Annotated in this window: 14 protein-coding genes; 7 read left to right on the top strand and 7 right to left on the bottom strand. The window is 65.9% G+C overall.

Features of this window, described 5'->3' with window-relative positions; genetic code table 11:
• Positions 1 to 22: 22 nt before the first annotated feature.
• The 4 genes from E7T10_RS02100 to E7T10_RS02085 all read left to right on the top strand — a co-directional run bounded on the left by E7T10_RS02100 (position 23) and on the right by E7T10_RS02085 (position 5,688).
• The gene (locus E7T10_RS02100) at positions 23 to 988 is read left to right on the top strand and encodes a WD40 repeat domain-containing protein (protein ID WP_137722529.1); all 966 of its coding nucleotides are present in this window, start codon (positions 23 to 25) and stop codon (positions 986 to 988) included.
• The gene (gene mtgA, locus E7T10_RS02095; protein WP_137720519.1) at positions 988 to 1,680 is read left to right on the top strand and encodes a monofunctional biosynthetic peptidoglycan transglycosylase; all 693 of its coding nucleotides are present in this window, start codon (positions 988 to 990) and stop codon (positions 1,678 to 1,680) included. The genes E7T10_RS02100 and mtgA overlap by 1 nt, the downstream gene beginning before the upstream one ends.
• Positions 1,681 to 1,744: 64 nt before the next feature.
• Complete coding sequence (locus E7T10_RS02090; RefSeq protein ID WP_137720518.1) at positions 1,745 to 3,640, top strand: M2 family metallopeptidase; 1,896 nt, start codon at positions 1,745 to 1,747, stop codon at positions 3,638 to 3,640.
• Between the two features lie 98 nt (positions 3,641 to 3,738).
• Positions 3,739 to 5,688: a TadE/TadG family type IV pilus assembly protein gene (locus E7T10_RS02085; protein ID WP_168189869.1), complete on the top strand. Its 1,950-nt coding sequence runs from the start codon at positions 3,739 to 3,741 to the stop codon at positions 5,686 to 5,688.
• Between the two features lie 4 nt (positions 5,689 to 5,692).
• Here the strand turns inward: E7T10_RS02085 and E7T10_RS02080 are convergent, their stop codons facing one another.
• Positions 5,693 to 6,604 (bottom strand): isopenicillin N synthase family oxygenase, encoded by a 912-nt coding sequence (locus E7T10_RS02080; protein WP_137722528.1) that lies wholly within the window; start codon positions 6,602 to 6,604, stop codon positions 5,693 to 5,695.
• Between the two features lie 226 nt (positions 6,605 to 6,830).
• Here E7T10_RS02080 and E7T10_RS02075 point away from each other — a divergent pair, with 226 nt between their 5' ends.
• A complete protein-coding gene (locus E7T10_RS02075) occupies positions 6,831 to 7,505 on the top strand; it encodes an OmpA family protein (RefSeq protein ID WP_045811096.1) in 675 nt (224 codons plus the stop codon).
• A 191-nt stretch (positions 7,506 to 7,696) separates the two neighbouring features.
• Here E7T10_RS02075 and E7T10_RS02070 read toward each other — a convergent pair whose 3' ends face one another.
• From E7T10_RS02070 to E7T10_RS02060, 3 genes are all read right to left on the bottom strand, one after another.
• The gene (locus E7T10_RS02070; protein ID WP_137722527.1) at positions 7,697 to 8,854 is read right to left on the bottom strand and encodes an OmpA family protein; all 1,158 of its coding nucleotides are present in this window, start codon (positions 8,852 to 8,854) and stop codon (positions 7,697 to 7,699) included.
• A gap of 239 nt (positions 8,855 to 9,093) precedes the next feature.
• Complete coding sequence (locus E7T10_RS02065; protein WP_137720516.1) at positions 9,094 to 9,561, bottom strand: MaoC family dehydratase; 468 nt, start codon at positions 9,559 to 9,561, stop codon at positions 9,094 to 9,096.
• Between the two features lie 61 nt (positions 9,562 to 9,622).
• A complete protein-coding gene (locus E7T10_RS02060; protein ID WP_137720515.1) occupies positions 9,623 to 10,603 on the bottom strand; it encodes a threonine/serine dehydratase in 981 nt (326 codons plus the stop codon).
• A gap of 37 nt (positions 10,604 to 10,640) precedes the next feature.
• On the opposite strand from E7T10_RS02060, the gene glpK reads away from it, so the two are divergent.
• Together glpK and E7T10_RS02050 are read left to right on the top strand one after the other, a co-directional pair.
• Entirely contained in the window at positions 10,641 to 12,170 is a 1,530-nt protein-coding gene (gene glpK / locus E7T10_RS02055) for a glycerol kinase GlpK (RefSeq protein WP_137720514.1), read from the top strand.
• Between the two features lie 37 nt (positions 12,171 to 12,207).
• Positions 12,208 to 13,284 (top strand): phosphotransferase family protein, encoded by a 1,077-nt coding sequence (locus tag E7T10_RS02050; RefSeq protein WP_137720513.1) that lies wholly within the window; start codon positions 12,208 to 12,210, stop codon positions 13,282 to 13,284.
• A gap of 1 nt (position 13,285) precedes the next feature.
• Here E7T10_RS02050 and E7T10_RS02045 read toward each other — a convergent pair whose 3' ends face one another.
• The 3 genes from E7T10_RS02045 to E7T10_RS02035 form a co-directional block, all read right to left on the bottom strand.
• A complete protein-coding gene (locus E7T10_RS02045) occupies positions 13,286 to 13,960 on the bottom strand; it encodes a phytanoyl-CoA dioxygenase family protein (RefSeq protein ID WP_137720512.1) in 675 nt (224 codons plus the stop codon).
• Between the two features lie 11 nt (positions 13,961 to 13,971).
• Entirely contained in the window at positions 13,972 to 14,727 is a 756-nt protein-coding gene (locus E7T10_RS02040; RefSeq protein ID WP_137720511.1) for a thioredoxin family protein, read from the bottom strand.
• Between the two features lie 68 nt (positions 14,728 to 14,795).
• Positions 14,796 to 17,033 carry a prolyl oligopeptidase family protein gene (locus tag E7T10_RS02035; RefSeq protein WP_137720510.1) on the bottom strand — a complete coding sequence of 746 codons (2,238 nt, stop codon included), beginning with the start codon at positions 17,031 to 17,033 and terminating at the stop codon, positions 14,796 to 14,798.
• Positions 17,034 to 17,175: the final 142 nt, after the last annotated feature.

Below are 17,175 nucleotides of genomic sequence, written 5' to 3'. Positions count from 1 at the left end.
GTCGGATCGCTACATGCGGCCTATGAACTTCGATTTCGACGCCCAGGTCACCGCCGCCCTGTTCGACAACACCGGCGCCGTCTTCGCCCTTGGCGACGGCTCGGTCCGGTTCGAGGACCGGACGCGGGTGGAGGCGCACGACGGCGCCGTGCTGTGCGCCTGCGTTCATCCGTCCGGCGACGGGATCGTCACAGGCGGCGATGACGGCAAGGTCGTCTGGAGCCGTCGCGACGAGGATCCGGTCGTTCTGGCCACGGCCAAGAACCAGTGGATTGACGCCATCGACGCCTCGCCGGCCTCGGGCCTGATCGCCTTTTCCTTCGGCCGCACCCTGTCGGTGATCGACCCCAAGGAGGTGGGCTTCCGGCGCGACTTCCAGCACGAGCGCACCGTCTCCGGCGTCGCCTTCGAGCCCAAGGGCCGGCGCATCGCCACCTCGACCTATGGCGGGGCGGCGCTGTGGTATGCGCGGATCGAAAAGCAGCAGCCGATTAAGCTCGCCTGGGCCGGGTCGCACACCGGCGTCGCCTTTTCGCCCGACGGCGCCTTCGTCGTCACGACCATGCAGGACAATCAGATGCATGGCTGGCGCATCAAAGACGCCAAGAATCTGCGCATGGGCGGCTATCCGGGCAAGGTGCGGTCGATGGCCTTCCTGGCGAATGGTCAGCTGATGGCGACCTCGGGCGCGCAGGGCGCGGTCCTGTGGCCCTTCATCGGATCGAACGGACCGATGGGCCGCGAGGCGACCGAGATCGGCTATGACGACACGACCCTGGTCAATCTGGTCTCGGCCCGCGCCGATCAGGGCCTGCTGGCCGCCGGCCTGACCGATGGGCGCGTCTGGGTGGCGCATCCGGCGGCCCACGGTCTGAACTTCGTCAAGGCCGAGAAGGGGCCGGCCATCGTCGCCCTGTCGCTCAGCCCCGCCGTCGACAAGGTAGCCTGGGCTGACGAAGACGGCGCCGCTGGGGTCTTGATCCTCTGATGGCGACGGGCCGCAAAAGTTGGCGTCGCGTCGTGCTGACCGCGTTTCTCATCCTGGCCCTGATCCCGGTCGCTGGCGTGCTGATCGTCGCCATCGTCCCGCCGCCTCCCACCATCTTGATGTTGCGTCAACTCGCGAGGGGCGACGGCATGGACTATCAGTGGCGCGGTCTGAACCAGATTTCGCCCAACTTGGTGAACGCCGCCATCGTCGCCGAGGACGCCCGGTTTTGCAGCCACCACGGCTTCGATATGGAGGCGATCCAGAAGGCCCTGGACCACAACGCCGAGGGCGGGCGCCTGCGCGGCGGATCGACCATCAGCCAGCAGACGGCCAAGAACGTCTTCCTGTGGCCAGGCCGGGACTGGATCCGAAAAGGTTTGGAGGCGGGCTACACCGTCCTGATCGAGGCCGTGTGGTCCAAGCGCCGGATCATGGAGGTCTATCTGAACGTGGTGGAATGGGCGCCCGGCGTCTATGGCGCCCAGGCCGCGTCGCGACACTGGTTCGGCAAGGACGCCCGCGACCTGAGCCCGCGTGAGGCGGCGCGTCTGGCCGCCATCCTGCCGGCCCCGCGCCGTTACGAAGCCGCCGCGCCCGGCCCCTATGTGCGTCGGCGCGCCTCGCGCGTCCAAGCGGCCATGGGCACGGTGCGCAACGAAGGTCTGAACACCTGCGTCGTCAGCCGCTGAACCGTCACGCTTGACGGGCGACCGGGCCTGACCTCTCCTGCCCGCGCTGTTCAGGAGATCCATCATGAAGCGTCAGATGATGACCGCCGTCGCGGTCTGCGCCCTCGCCTTCGCCGCCAGCTGCGCCAGCACCAGCGAACCCGCCGCCGCAGCCCCGGGGGTCGAACAGACGGCCTCGACGACGCCCGCGCCGACCGTCAGCGACATGCGCGCCGACTATCCGATCACCGCCGAGGGCGCGACCGCCTTCATCGCCGACGCCGAAACCAAATGGGCCGAGGTCAGCGAATATGTCGCCCGCATCCAATGGGCGCGCGCCACCAACATCACCTTCGACACCATGTGGCTGGAATCGAAGGCCAACGCCGAGGCGACGGAGCTTCAGGTCCAGCTGGCCAATCAGGCGGCCAAGTTCAACGACGTTCAGGTCGATCCGGTCGTGCGCCGCAAGCTGAACCTGCTGCGGCTCAGCCTGGTCCTGCCCGCCCCCAACCGACCTGGCGCGGCCGAGGAGTTGGCCCAGATCACCACGCGGCTGGACTCGACCTATTCGACCGGTAAGTTCGATTTCAAGGGCAAGCCGATCACGCTGGACGAGGCCTCGCTGATCCTGGCCGACAGCCGCGACCCCGCCGAGACCAAGGCGCTGTATGAAGGCTGGCGCACCATCTCGCCGGTCATGCGCGACGACTACGCCCGCATGGTCGAGATCGCCAACGAGGGCTCGCGCGAACTGGGCTTCGCCGACACCGGCGCCCTGTGGCGGTCAGGCTACGACATGCCCGCCGACGATTTCGCCGCCGAGACCGACCGGCTTTGGGCTCAGGTGAAGCCCTTCTACGAGAACCTGCACTGCTATGTGCGCGCCAGGCTGAACGCGAAGTATGGCGACGCGGTGCAACCCGATCACGGCCCGATCCGCGCCGATCTGCTGGGCAATATGTGGTCCCAACAGTGGGGCAACATCTATGATGTGGTTGCCCCGCCCAGCGGCGGCGCCTCGAGCTACGACCTCACTGAACTGCTGAAGGCCGCCGACTACGACGCGACGAAGATGGTCAAGACGGGCGAGGGCTTCTACGTCTCGCTGGGCCTCGACCCTCTGCCCCAGACCTTCTGGAAACGCAGCCAAATCACACGCCCGCGCGACCGCGAAGTCGTCTGTCACGCCTCGGCCTGGGACCTGGACAATGCCGACGACATCCGCATCAAGATGTGCACCAACGTCAACGGCGACGACTTCTACACCGTCCACCACGAGCTGGGTCACAACTACTACCAGCGCGCCTACAAGAACCAGCCGATGCTGTTCCGAAACGGCGCGAACGACGGATTCCACGAAGCCATCGGCGATTTCGTCGGCCTGTCGGCCCTGACCCCCACCTATCTGAATCAGATCGGCCTGTTGAAGACCACGCCGGGCGCGGAGGAAGATATTCCCTTCCTGCTCAAGATGGCCTTGGACAAGATCGCCTTCCTGCCGTTCGGCCTGATGGTCGATCGCTGGCGCTGGGACGTCTTCTCGGGCGAGACGGCGCCGGCCGCCTACAATACCGCCTGGACCGCAGATATGCTGCAGTACCAGGGCCTGGTTCCGCCGGGTCCGCGTCCGGCCAACGCCTTCGACCCGGGCGCGAAATACCATGTGCCCGGCAACACGCCCTATACCCGCTACTTCCTGGCGGCCATCTATCAGTTCCAGTTCCAGCGCGCGGCCTGCAAACAGGCCGGCTGGACCGGACCGCTGCACCGCTGCTCGGTCTATGGCAACAAGGAGGTCGGCGCCCGCTTCAACGCCATGCTGCAGATGGGGCAGTCGCGGCCGTGGCAGGAGGCGATGAAGGCCTTCACCGGCGACGACGGCAATGACGCCTCGGCCATCGCCGACTATTTCGCCCCATTGAACGTCTGGCTCCAGGAACAGAACCGCGGTCACCAGTGCGGATGGACCGCTGCCTGATCACGCGGCGGCGTTAACCGTCCCCTTCACAATTCCCTTAACCGCCCGAATGGCAGACTGAACGCTAATCGGGCGGTCCGCGTCCTTCTGGGATGGGCATGGTGAAGGTTTCCAATCGGATCGGCAGGGCGGTGAAGGCTCTGCGCATGTTCGCGTCGCGCCTCTCGTCGGACCGCGGCGGCAATGTCGTGATGATCTTCGCTCTGGTGATGCCGGCGCTGATCATGCTGACCCTGGGCGGCATCGACATCAACCGCGTGACGACGGCGAAGGCCCGCGTTCAAGACGCGCTGGACGCCGCCGCCCTGGCCGCGGCGCGCTCGTCCTATACCGATCCGAAAGACCTGAAGACCGTCGCGCTGGTGGCGCTGAGAGCCAATCTGCGCAACGCCTCGGTGGAGCCGTTCGCCGACGACGCCGTCAAGATCGAGTTGACGAAAGATCAGGTCGTCATCGCCGACATCCAAGTCCAGGTGAAGACGCTGATCGCCAATGTGGTCCTGCCGCCCTATGGCAAGATTCTCGATGATACTCTGCCGGTCAGCGTCCACTCCGAGGTGAACCGATCGTCCAAGGACATCGAGGTCTCACTGGTGCTCGACATCACCGGCTCGATGGCCAGCAACAATCGGATAGGTGATCTTAAGAACGCCGCGAACCAGCTGATCAAACTGGTCGTGCAGCCGGCCGCGAAACAGACGCCCTACTATTCCCGCATGGCCATTGTGCCCTATTCGATCGGCGTGAACTTGGGCGCTCGCGCCGACGCCGCACGCGGCGCCTCGATCGGATCGACCAGCATCAGCGGCGCTGCATGGGCGGCGGCGGCGGCCAAGTCGATCTCCGGCATCACGCGCGCTTCGCCGGGCGTCGTGACCGCCAACGGCCACGGGCTATCGACCGACGACTACGTCTGGATCAGCGGCGTCAACGGCATGACCCAGATCAACAATCGCGCCTATAAGGTCATGCGGATCGACGCCAATCGGGTGTCTCTGCAATATCAGTCGGGCGCGAACTGGTATGCGCTGAACACCACTAGCGGCAATGGATACAGCAGCTACAGCTCGGGCGGTCAGATCCGCAAATGCATGCGCTCCGACTGCTTCGTCACCATCTCCTCCACGAATCACGGCTTGTCGAAAGGCGACACGCTTCAGATCGCTGACGTTAAGGGCATGACGGCGCTCAACACGACGAATGATGAAGGCCTTTACGAAGTCCTCGAAAAGATCTCGAACGACGTGTTTGTAATTCCTGTCGGCGGCGCCACGTTCGCTGACTATTCTGGTGGCGGTTCGGTCCAATGCGGCAACGACGGATGCGCCACGCGCGTCTTCCGTGACGCTCAGTACAATCGCCTGACCGCCTTTGATAACACCAGCTGCGTCAGCGAGCGTACGGGTTCACAAGCCTACACCGATGCGGCTCCAAGCACGGCCAGGGTGGGTCGCAACTATGCGGCTCCGCAGCGCTCAACGCCCGTAAGATCGGCGGGCAACCCCTGCCCGACAGCGACGATACAGCCGCTGACTTCCAACATCGACACATTGACGGGGCTCGTGAACGGCTTGACCGTTACAGGATCAACGTCCGGGCAGATTGGCTTGGCTTGGGGTTGGTACACCGTATCCAACCAGTTCAACGGCCTGTGGTCGTCCAATCCCGCCGCTGCCTATGCACCGACCAAGGTGTTGAAGGCCGTCATTCTGATGACGGACGGCGAATTCAACACGCCCTATTGCGGCGGCGTCATCGCCCGCGATGCGGGCTCAGGGTCCGGCAACCTCTTTGACAAGATTGCCTGCGATGCCACGAACGGCGACCCGTTCGATCAGGCCGCAAAACTGTGCACCGGCATGAAGGCCAAGGGCGTGATTGTCTACACCGTGGGCTTCTCGATCACGCCCGGCAGCGACGCAGCCAACATCCTCAGCACCTGCGCTACCGACAAGGATAAGGCCTTCCTGCCACAGTCGGGCGCGGACCTGTCCAACGACTTCCAGGCCATCGGACGCGACATCACCCGACTACGGATTTCCCGCTGACGGCCTAGAGCAGGCGGATTTCGCGCAGGCGTTCGGTCAGATAATCCTCGGCCAGGATGGTCTTGCCCGCATAGCGATCGGGATTGTCCGGCGTGATGGCGCTGGGCAGTGTCTCGATCGGGAAGTCCGGGTTGAAGTGCAGGAAGAAGGGCGTCGAATAGCGGGCGAAGCCGCGACGCTCAGGCGCCGGATTGACCACGCGGTGGGTCGTCGACGGCAGGACGTGGTTGGTCAGCCGCTGAAGCATGTCGCCGATATTGACGACCAAGGCGCCGGGCGGCGGGGCGATGTCGAGCCAGCTGCCGTCCTTATCCTTCAGCTGAAGACCAGCCTCTTCGGCGCCGAGCAGCAGGGTGATGACATTGATGTCTTCATGCGCCCCGGCGCGCACGCCAGGCGCATCGGCCGGAACCGGCGGATAGTGCAGCATGCGCAGGACGCTGTTGCCCATGTCGACCTTGTCCGCGAAGAAGTCGTCGCCCAGCTTCAGATAGCGGGCGATGGCGCGCAGGATCTTGGCGCCCAGGGCGTCCAGGTCTTCGAACATGCCATAGAGATGCTCGCGGAAGCCCTCGATCTCGGTTGGCCAGAGGTTGTCGCGCATATAGCGGCGATAGGGATGGCCTTCGGGCAGTTCCCGGCCGACGTGCCAGAACTCCTTCAGATCGACCGTTTTGGCGTCCTTGGCCGCCTCGACTCCGAACGGGGTCAGGCCGCGCGCGCCGCCGGTACCGGGCTGATGGTACTGGCGCTTCACCGCTTCCGGCAGGGCGAAGAAGGCCTTGGCGTCGTCGATGGCTGCGGTGATGCGCGCCTCGTCCAGACCATGATCGGCGACGACAGCGAAGCCATAGCGGGAGAAGGAGGCGCCCAATGCGTCGCTGAACGCCTGAAAATCGGCGTCGTACTGCGTCATCGAAACCGGCTGAATGGCGCGGTCGGTCGTGTGGTCCGTCTGGGTCACGCTCACGGCGTCGTCCTCGATCTGGGGATGTGCGGCGGTTCCCATACGCCTAATCGGCGGCCTTGTCAGGGCCATGGCGCGTGCGGACGTGGCAGGCATTCATGCGCCGTACAGATTGGAACCTTCACAGTAAGCGCACGTTTCCGCGCCAGATCGCTCAAAAGAAAGGGACCATTCCATGCGCGCCAAGTTCATCGTCGCCAGCGTTTCCATCGCCGCCCTGTTGGGGGCCGCCGCCTGCACCACCACAGACCCCTATCGTTCGGGTCCGGTTCGCAACAACACCGGGACTGGCGCCATCGCCGGTGCGCTGGGCGGCGCGGTTCTCGGCTATCTGACCAACACCTCGAACGGCGAACAGGGCCGCAAGAATGCTCTGATCGGCGCCGGCATCGGCGCGCTGGGCGGCGCCGCCGTCGGCCAATATATGGATCGTCAGCAACGCGCGATGGAAGCCGAACTGTCCGGCTCCGGTGTCGGCGTGGCGCGTCAGGGCGACCTGCTTGTACTGCGCATGCCGTCGGACGTGACCTTCGCCACGAACCAGTCGTCCATCGATCCGCGCTTCCTACCGGTGCTGGACGATGTCGCCCGCGTTCTGCAGCAGTATGACCAGTCGACGGTGGACGTGATCGGCCACACCGACTCTTCAGGCGGTGACGCGATCAACCAGCCCCTGTCGGAGCGCCGCGCCAGCAGCGTCGCCTCTGAACTGGTGCGCCGTGGCGTTCTGGCCCAACGCCTCTACGTCGCCGGTAATAGCTCGCGTAACCCGGTGGCCTCGAACGCCACCGCCGAAGGCAAGGCGCAGAACCGCCGCGTCGAAATCCTGATCCGGCCGTTCACCGGCTGATCGGCGTCGAAATCAGAATGCTTGAGGGCGGCGTCGCGAGGCGTCGCCCTTTTTCTCTGCGTGGACGCAGCATCCAGAAGCTGAGATGACGCAAAGAAAAACGCCGCCTCCTTGCGGAAGCGGCGTTCTGTCTTTCGACAACTTCGAAGGTTGAAGCCGATCCGGACGAACCAGATCGGCTCCTGAAAGTCTTAGAAGTTGATGTCGATGGTCGCGCGGCGGTTGAGCGGTTCGCGCACACCGTCGGCGGTCGGCTTGGCCAGGTTGGTTTCGCCCTTGCCGTCCAGGGCGATCACGCCGCCGTTGACGCCTTGAGCCACCAGGGCGTCCGCGACGGTGCGCGAACGACGGTTGGACAGACCCAGGTTATAGGCGGCCGAACCCGAGGTGTCGGTGTAGCCGACGATCAGGACGCGCGTCGGACGACCCGACTTGGCGTAGTTGGCGGCCTGCGTCACCACCGAGCGGGCTTCCGCGGTCAGGTCCGAGCGATCCCAGTCGAAGTAGACGACGAACTGGCGAGCGACCGGGGTCTGCGCGACCGGCGGCGGGGGCGGCGGGGGCGGAGGAGGCGGCGGCGGGGGCGGAGGCGGCGGAGGCGGCGGCGGCGGAGCGTCTTCCGCACCGAAGCTGTAGCGCAGACCCAGGGTCACGGTGTGCGACTGGTCGTAGTCGCCATCCCATTCGCCGAACTGCGTGGCGCCCACGCCCGTACCGGCCGTCGTCGAGGCGAAGTTGGCGTCGCCCGTCAGGTAGCGGTAGGTCAGGTCGATGTTGGCGCGGTCGCCCACGGCCCAAGCCAGACCGGCGATCGCCTGAGCGGCGAACTTGGTCGAGGTGTCATCGACGGCGAAGGTGGCGGCACGGTTGGCGCGCAGAGCGCCGATCGTGTTGGTGTCGACGCGGTTCACACCGGCGCCGAGGCCGACGAACGGACGAACGCCCCAGTATTCGAAGCCGAAGTCATAGATGACGTTGGCCATCAGGGTGGCGGATTCGATGTCGCCTTCGGGCGAGAAGCAGCCGCCCGTCGCCGGGGTCAGGTTGCACAGGCCTTGCGTGCCCGAGACAGCGCGCACGGTGCCGATGTCGCCCGAGCGGTAGCCGCCTTCCAGTTCAACGCGCCAGTTCGGGTTGAAGCGGTAGCCGAGGCGAGCAAACGCCGCCCAGCCGTCGTTCACTTCCCAGTTCCAGTTGGCGCCGGTCGTGGACGATTCAGCGTTGATCTCGTCGATCCATTGATAACCGGCATCGATGGCGCCGTACCAGCCATTGGGTTCCGCCGACGCAGCGCCAGCCGACAGGGCCAGGGCGGCCGCTGCGCTGGAGGCCAGCACGAAAGTCTTCATACGCATAGGGGGGTATCCCTCCGCCTCTGTTATAGTAGGGGGCGGGTCTACCGCCTACGCGGGTCTTACCAGCCTTGCCGTATGAGGTCGAGGCGGAAACGTGACGGTATCGATCAGCAGAGGCGAGACCGTGGCCTTGATGATACATATGAATTTGGCGTCAAGGCACAGAATAGTTAATGTGCAGCCTTCGGCGCGTCACAATCCACGACGGCGCGACACTATAACCTATGCGAGCGTCACGGCTCGATTTTTGGATCGACCATCTGCATCCCGAGCCACTCGGCAATCAGCGCCGGCTTGTCGGCCCCGTCGATCTCGACCGTCAGTTCGTGCTTCAGCAACCAGCGTCCCCCGCCCTTGTCGTCGGCGGACATGAGTTTGAAACGACCGCGAACGCGTGACCCTGCCGGCACCGGCGCCAAGAACCGCAGCTTGTCGAAGCCGTAGTTCACGCCCATCACGACGCCCTCCAGCGGGGCCACGGCGTCATAGCTCATGGCCGAAGCCAGGCTCAGGGTCAGGAAGCCATGCGCGATTGTTCCGCCGAACGGCGTGGCTTTGGCCGCTTCGGGATCGACATGGATGAACTGACGATCCTCGGTGCAATCGGCGAAAGCGTCGATCCGGGCCTGAGTGACATCGAACCATTTCGACACCCCGACCTCCTGGCCGATCAGTCCCGGTAGCTCACTCGTCTTGGTCATCGTGCGTTTCCTCTGTGCCTGTGAGGCGAGGTTGGCCGACCCTTGTCACGAATGAAAGACCTCAGCCGCCGAAGCGCCCCTCGATGATCTCGGCGTATAGCGTCGGATCGACGTTGCCGCCTGAAAGCACAATGGCCGTCGTCCGTCCTGTCGTCTCGATCTTTCCGACAAGCAGGGCCGCGAGCGAGACGGCGCCGCCGGGTTCGAGGACGATCTTGAGATGGCGGAACGCGAAACGCATCGCTTCCGCGACGTCGGCATCCGAGACAGTGATCGCCCCCGCCAGCCGTCGATTGATCGGCCAGGTCAGCACGCCCGGCATCGGCGACATCAGGGCGTCGCAGATCGACGGCGCGCCTTGCGGGTGACCGACCCGCTCCCCGGCCGCCAGCGATCGCGCGGTGTCGTCGAAGGCTTCGGGCTCGACCACGAACACCTGCGTCGCGGGACTGCGTTCGGCCATGACCAGATTGATCCCGGCCATCAATCCGCCTCCGGACGCCCCGCACAAGAGCTGGTCGAACGGCGCATCCGCCTGATCCAGCATTTCCAGCGCCGTCGTCCCCTGGCCCTCGATGATGAAGGGATCATCGAACGGTGGAACCAGGATCGACCCGCGCTCGGTGGCGATGGCCGCGCCGATCGCCTCGCGGCTTTCGGTCCAGCGGTCGTAGAAGCGCACCTCGCCGCCGAAGTCGATCACGCCTTCGACCTTCACCTTCGGCGAATCCGAAGGCATGACGATGATCGCCGGCGCCCCGACCATGGCGGCGGCAGCGGCGACGCCCTGCGCATGGTTGCCGGATGAGAAGGCGACGACGCCGCGCGCCTTCTCCTCTTCGGTCAGTCGGCTGATTCGGTTGTAGGCCCCGCGAAATTTGAAGGCTCCGGCGCGTTGCAGGCTTTCCGCCTTCATCAGAACCCGCCCGCCGACAACCGCGTTCAGAGCCGGGCTTTCGAGCAGGGGCGTGCGGACGGCCACCCCGTCGATCTGGCGGGCGGCGTCGAGGACGCCTTCATAGCTGGGCAGGTGCGTCGTCATATGCTCCCCTTACCCAAGACGCAGCCGGGAGAGAACCATGAGCCTGATCCTTGCCATCGACCAGGGCACGACCTCGACCCGCGCCATCGCCTTCGAGGTCGCGCCTCAGGCAGCGCGAAGCGCGGTAGGCGAAGAAGAAGGGGACCTGAGGCCCGTCGCAGTCAGCCAGATCGAGCTGGCCCAGCATTTCCCGAAGTCCGGCTGGGTCGAACATGACGCCGCCGAAATTTGGGCCGCAACGCTCCAGACCTGTCGCGAGGTGGTGCGCAAGGCCGGCGGCGTTGCCCGCTTCAACGCCATCGGCATCACCAATCAGCGGGAAACGGCCGTGATCTGGGACGCGGCGACCGGCGAGCCTCTGCATCGCGCCATCGTCTGGCAGGATCGCCGCACCGCCGACGTCACCGCACGCCTGACTGCCCAGGGCCACGAGCCGAGGGTCCAGACCGCGACCGGCCTGATCCTCGATCCCTATTTCTCGGCGACCAAGTTCGCCTGGCTCCTGGATGCTGTGCCCGGATCGCGCGAGCGGGCGGCGAAGGGCGAGGTCAAGCTGGGCACGATCGACGCCTGGCTGATCTGGAAACTGACCGGCGGCCGGGTCCACGCCACCGACGCGACCAACGCTTCCCGCACGTCTCTGATGGATCTGAGTTGCGTCGAGTGGCGTGACGACCTATGCGCCTTGTTCGACATCCCGCGCGAAGCCCTGCCCGACATCGTCCCTTGCGCGGGTGTAATCGGCGAGAGCGATCCGGCGCTGTTCGGCCAACCGCTACCCATCGCCGGATCAGCAGGGGACCAGCAGGCGGCTCTTGTCGGGCACGGGGCGCTGAAGGCCGGGGACGCCAAGATTACTTATGGCACCGGCGCCTTTCTGGTCGCCAATGTGGGCGTGGAGCCGGTGGCCTCAACCCGGCGCCTATTGGGCACGCTCGGCTATCAGGCCGGCGGCCAGACCGCCTATGCGCTGGAAGGGTCGATCTTCTCGGCCGGCTCGGCGATCCAGTGGCTGAGGGACGGGGTCGGGCTGATCTCGGAGTCGCGCCAGTCGGAGGCGATGGCGCAGACCCTCAGGGACAACGGCGGGATCTACATGGTTCCGGGCTTCACCGGTCTGGGTGCGCCATGGTGGGAGCCGGAAGCGAGGGGAACCATCGTCGGGCTGACACGGGATTCCGGTCCGGCGCATTTCGTGCGCGCCGCGCTGGAAGCCCTGGCCTATCAGACGCGTGACCTGCTCGATGCCCTGGCCGCCGACGGCGCGCCGCCTCTGAAGACGCTGAAGGTGGACGGTGGTGTCACCGCCAACAGTTTCGCCATGCAGTTCGTCGCCGACATCTGCGAGGTGGAGGTGGAGCGTCCGGCCTTCCAGGAGATGACGGCTCTGGGCGCCGCGCGCTTGGCGGCCCTGGGCGTCGGACTGCTGCCCGATCTGGAGGCGCGACCCGCTGAAGCGCCCGCCTGCTGGAAACCGCGCATGAAGGCGGACGAGCGCGAGCGTCTGCTTTCCGGCTGGCGTCGGGCCGTGAAGGCCGCCATCATCGCCGCGCCGGACCGGGCGTGAGATCCGGAAGGCTCAAGGAAACGACGAGGACCGCCGCATGACCGACGCCGCCCCGCTGGACGCCCAGAGCGCCTTTTCCGGCACGCGCGAGGTCGATCCACGTTATCGCCTGGACGAGGCGGCGCTGGACGTCTGGATGCGCGCCCACGTCTCGGGATACGCCGGCCCGCTGACGGTGCGCCAGTTCAAGGGCGGCCAGTCGAACCCGACCTATGATCTGGTGACGCCCTCGGCCGCCTATGTGCTGCGGCGCAAACCGCCCGGCGTCCTGCTGCCCAGCGCCCACGCCGTCGACCGCGAGTTTCAGGTCATCTCGGCCTTGGCCGCACAAGGCTTCCCAGTCGCTAAGCCTCATGCCCTATGCCTGGACGAAACCGTCATCGGCTCGATCTTCTATGTGATGGATAAGGTCGAGGGTCGGATCTTCTGGGATTTGAAACTGCCCGGCCTGACGCCCGTGGAGCGGCGCGCCGTCTATGAAGCTCAGACGGACACGCTGGCCCGGCTGCACGCCTTCGATCCGTCCGCCATCGGCTTGGGCGACTACGGCAAGGCCGGCAACTATTTCGCGCGTCAGGTCGGCCGCTGGACCAAACAGTATCATGCGTCGGAGACCGAGCCGGTTCCGGCGATGGATCGGCTGATCGCCTTCCTGCCCGAAAGCCTCCCGGCCGAGGGACCCAGCCGCATCGTCCACGGCGACTTTCGTCTCGACAACATGATCCTGGCGCCGGACCGAGCAGAGGTTCGCGCCGTGCTGGATTGGGAGCTGTCGACCCTGGGCGATCCGATGGCCGACTTCTCCTATCTGCTGATCGCTTGGGCGATTCCGGCCTCGCTGCGCAACGGCCTCGCCGGCGCCGATCTGGAGGCTTTGGGCATTCCGTCCGTGGATGAGACCGTCGAACGCTACGCCGCCGCGACGGGAATGCGGCCCGCCAATCTCGACTGGCTCTACGCCTACAACCTGTTCCGCCTGGCCGCCATCTGTCAGGGCATCGCCGGCCGGGTCCGCGACGGCACCGCCGCCAGCGCCCACGCCAAGACTATGGCCGCCCAGGTCGGTCCGCTCAGTGACGCGGCCTGGGGCTTTGCAAAGAAGGCGGGCGCTTAGGTCAGACGCCCAGCCATTCCAGATCGCCAGGAAGCTCTTCGGCCGCATAGTCGATCTGAAGAACACGCCGTCGCGTGGGACGGGCTGCGGCGTCTGAAGCGTGCAAAATCGGCGTTGCGTACAGCCAGATATCGCCGGCCTTGGCGAGGCAGACCTGAACGCCGCACTGTCGAACGACCTCAGGGACATCGTCGATCGCAACCCGGCCATAACGATGAGAACCCGGAGCGATGAGGAGCGGTGCATTCTCTACGGAGACATCATCCAGATGCACTCTCACGGTCACCATACGCGCAAGCAGATCGAAAGGCGGAGCGACATGCTGCATTCCCGCCTTCATGGACCAGGGACCATATCCATCGACGGCGACACGCCGCTCGACGCAGATCGTGCGGTCTTGGTGCCAATCCAGCGACCAATTGGTTTCAGCCGTCTTGTCGAAAAGAATAGCCCGGACGGGACGGCTGGCATCGCCGAGCACCTCGGCGGCGACGGCCCCTATCCGTCCGTCTGGCGCTAAATATTGGCTTAGTCGATCAATGCCGCGTAGGCGCACGCCCGCGCGATCAGATGGAAGGTCAGCGAGGATCGTGAACAGAGTCTCGAGGTCATCCGAAACCGCGCCTTGAAAACGGTGGGCGCCCAAATCCTGAAACGCCGCAAGATCGAGCGTCATAAGCCTAGACATCAATCCCTGACGGCGGCGCCTAGGATACGCTTGTCCGTCTTGCCTTGCACCAGCACCGCCACGGCCTCGCCGGGGCGGGCGGACGGCAGGGCGTAAAGCATCGGGCGGCCGCGCCATTCGCCAAGGCGCGTCAGGCCGCGCACGACGTTCATGTGTCGCACGGCCTGACCCCGGTTCTCGCCCTGACGGACCTCGACCACCTGAGGGCCGGGCGTATAGGTCACCGCCACCACCTCGGCGCCGCCGACCGGCGCGCGGCCGGAACCGACGCCGACGCCGGTTCCGTTCTCGCGGAACTCGATCTCCGGAGGCCAGGCCTGACGCACCGCCTCCTGACCGATGGCGGTTTCAAGCTCGACGCTGCGGGCGCCCGACACCTGACGTCGGCCGTCGATCACGACCTGCGGCGTCGAGACGCCGCGCTGGCGCAGGGCGGCGCGATAGGCGCGCTGGCGCTGGACGAACTCGGGCCGGGCGAAGGTGTCGGTCCAGCCGAGGTAATCCCAGTAGTCGACGCCATAGGTCAGGGCGATCACGCCCGGCTGGGCCGCCGCCTTCTCCACCGCCGCATTGGCTTCGATGCAGCCGCCGCATCCCTGGGCGGTAAACAGTTCGACGACCACCGGCGGGCCGCTCGCCGTCGCATGACGCGGCGCGAGCGGCGGCCGCCCCGCCGCCGGCTGGGCCGCCGAGGCGACGGACATGAGGGCGCCCGCCATGACCGTGCCCGCGATGATCCAGCCCTTGGTGTTCATGCCGTCGTTCTTAATCCTTCGGCTGCCAAGGAGCGCCTCATATTCGCGTGAGGCTCTCTCCGCTTCATTCAATCCATCAGCTGTTGCGACAGATAGACATAATGGCGGGCCCAGCGACGGGCGTTGGCGACCGGGTCGGCGTCGTTGGAGTGGCCGCCGGCCGTGTCCTCATAATAGAGGTGGTCATAGCCCATATCGCCCAGGCGCGCGGCGAACTTGCGCGCATGGCCCGGATGGACCCGGTCGTCGCGCGTATTGGTGGTCAGATAGACGCGCGGATAGGGTTGGCCCGGACGGAGCTGCTGATAGGCGGAATATTTGGCGATCCATGCGGCTTCTTCCGGGATGCGCGGGTCGCCGTATTCGCCGATCCACGACGCCCCGGCCGGCAGTTCGTGATAGCGCAGCATGTCCACCAGCGGGCTCTCGATCACCGCCGCGTTGAACAGCTCCGGGTGCTGGGTGATCGACACCGAGGTCAGGACCCCGCCGTTCGACCGGCCATAGATGCCCAGGCGACGCGGGCTGGTGATCCCGCGCTGTTCCAGATCGCGCGCCACGGCGGCGAAATCGTCAAAGGCCTTCTGGCGGTTCCCGTCCAGCGCCGCCTGGTGCCAGTCGGGACCGAACTCGCCGCCACCACGGATGTTGGCCTGGACGAAGACCCCGCCCCGCTCCAGCCACAGCTTGCCCATCTCGGGCTTGTAGGCCGGGTTCAGGCTGACTTGGAAACCGCCGTATCCCAGCATGACGGTCGGGTTCGACCCGTCCAGCTTCATGTCGCGCGGGCGGGTGACGAAATAGGGGATCTTGGTCCCGTCAGTCGAGGTCGCCTCGAACTGCTCCACCACATGGGTCGATGCGTCGAACTTGGCCGGAGCGGATTTCAGCTCTGTCAGGGCGGTCGAACCGACTGAAGTCAGGCTCAAAGTCGGGGGCGTCAGGAATCCCTGGGTCGACACGAAGACCTCGCCCTTCGACTTGGAGGAATCGCCCAGACCGACGGCGATGTTCTGGGGCACGGTGACGTCCTGACGCCGCCAGCCGAACTCGCCCCGGTTCTCGAAGATCGCCAACCGCCCGGCCACATTGTCGGACAGAGACGCGGCGACCTGGCGGTCCAGAACTCGCACGCCACCCAAAGATTGGCGCGCGGCCGGTTCATAGATCAGATAGGCCTGATTGCTGATGCTCAGATCGTCGCGGTCGGTCCGCAGACTGTTCAGCGGGATCGAAAGCAGCGAACCGGGCTTGTAGGCGATGCCGTTGATGGTCCAGGCCTCGTCGTTGGAGACGATCAACAGGTCTCCCTGCGCGCCGAAGACGCTGACCCGATCCGGCAAGCCCAGCTTTTGGGTGGAACCGTCGTGGGCCATCATCCACGTCTCGGAGCGGAAGGTGTCCAGCGGGCGGGTGATGATGACGGCGGTCACCTTGCCGTCCTTGTCGCGATAGACGGCCGGGCTGACGCCGTAGCCGCCGTCGCCCTGGTCGCCGCGATAGACCTCGGTCGCCTGGGTCAGGCCCTGGCCGCGCTTCAGCGTCTTGACGATGAAGGGATAGCCGGACTCGGTCATGGTTCCGGCGCCGAAGTCGGTGGCGACCAGAAGCGTGTCGCGGTCCAGCCATTCGATGCGGTGCTTGCCCTCGGGCAGACTGAAACCCGCATCGACAAACCGTTTGGTGGTCAGGTCGAACTCGCGCACGACCACCGCGTCCTTGCCGCCGTCGGACAGATTGATCAGGCAGCGTGTGTCGTCCGGCGCCAGGCAGTCGGCGCCCTTGAACACCCAGTCCTTGCCCTCGGCCTTGGACAGGGCGTCGATGTCCAGCAGCGTCTCCCACTGCGGCGTCGCGGTGCGGTAGCTGGCCAGCGTCGTGCGACGCCAGACGCCCTTGGGATTGGTCGCGTCCTGCCAGAAGTTGCCGATGCCGTCGCCCAGGAAGGATGGGCTGGGGATGCGGTCGGTGGCCGTCAGGATCGCCTGGGCCTCGGCGCGGAAAGTCTCGTAGCGCGGATCGCCGGTCAGGGCGGCCAGAGACTTGCGGTTTTCCTCGGCGACGAAGGCCATGGCCTCGGCCCCGTCCACCTGCTCCAGCGCCAGATGATCGTCCGCCGCCGCAACGCCCGCCGGGGTCAGATCGCGGGGGAAATGGGGCGGAGGTCTGTTGTTGGTCGAGACCACGATTCCGTCGCCGCCGGTCGCGACAGGTTTGGGGGCGAAATATTCGTCCATGTTCGGCGTGCTCGCGCAGGCGGCCAGCAGAAGGGCCGGGATGGCGGCGGACAGGATCAGGTGACGCATGGCTTGAACTCCGCAAATCTGATCCTCCCCCGCGTCGCGGGGGAGGGGAACCGCCGTCAGGCGGTGGAGGGGCGGAACCAGACACGGTGCGCGGGGTCGCCCCCTGCACCACGTCGTGGTCCCCCTCCCCCGTTCGCAAGCG

It is taken from the genome of Brevundimonas sp. SGAir0440 (assembly GCF_005484585.1).
Classification (GTDB): Bacteria; Pseudomonadota; Alphaproteobacteria; order Caulobacterales; family Caulobacteraceae; genus Brevundimonas.
This window is presented reverse-complemented; position numbering and strand designations above follow the sequence as displayed.

Bases quoted from the DNA above. Each gene is read 5' to 3' on its own strand.
- mtgA (WP_137720519.1), top strand. From the start codon at position 988: ATGGCGACGGGCCGCAAAAGTTGGCGTCGCGTCGTGCTGACCGCGTTT.
- E7T10_RS02090 (WP_137720518.1), top strand. From the start codon at position 1,745: ATGAAGCGTCAGATGATGACCGCCGTCGCGGTCTGCGCCCTCGCCTTC.
- E7T10_RS02100 (WP_137722529.1), top strand. From the start codon at position 23: ATGAACTTCGATTTCGACGCCCAGGTCACCGCCGCCCTGTTCGACAAC.
- glpK (WP_137720514.1), top strand. From the start codon at position 10,641: ATGAGCCTGATCCTTGCCATCGACCAGGGCACGACCTCGACCCGCGCC.
- E7T10_RS02075 (WP_045811096.1), top strand. From the start codon at position 6,831: ATGCGCGCCAAGTTCATCGTCGCCAGCGTTTCCATCGCCGCCCTGTTG.
- E7T10_RS02085 (WP_168189869.1), top strand. From the start codon at position 3,739: ATGGTGAAGGTTTCCAATCGGATCGGCAGGGCGGTGAAGGCTCTGCGC.
- E7T10_RS02035 (WP_137720510.1), bottom strand. From the start codon at position 17,033: ATGCGTCACCTGATCCTGTCCGCCGCCATCCCGGCCCTTCTGCTGGCC.
- E7T10_RS02065 (WP_137720516.1), bottom strand. From the start codon at position 9,561: ATGACCAAGACGAGTGAGCTACCGGGACTGATCGGCCAGGAGGTCGGG.
- E7T10_RS02045 (WP_137720512.1), bottom strand. From the start codon at position 13,960: ATGACGCTCGATCTTGCGGCGTTTCAGGATTTGGGCGCCCACCGTTTT.
- E7T10_RS02060 (WP_137720515.1), bottom strand. From the start codon at position 10,603: ATGACGACGCACCTGCCCAGCTATGAAGGCGTCCTCGACGCCGCCCGC.
- E7T10_RS02050 (WP_137720513.1), top strand. From the start codon at position 12,208: ATGACCGACGCCGCCCCGCTGGACGCCCAGAGCGCCTTTTCCGGCACG.
- E7T10_RS02070 (WP_137722527.1), bottom strand. From the start codon at position 8,854: ATGAAGACTTTCGTGCTGGCCTCCAGCGCAGCGGCCGCCCTGGCCCTG.
- E7T10_RS02040 (WP_137720511.1), bottom strand. From the start codon at position 14,727: ATGAACACCAAGGGCTGGATCATCGCGGGCACGGTCATGGCGGGCGCC.
- E7T10_RS02080 (WP_137722528.1), bottom strand. From the start codon at position 6,604: ATGACGCAGTACGACGCCGATTTTCAGGCGTTCAGCGACGCATTGGGC.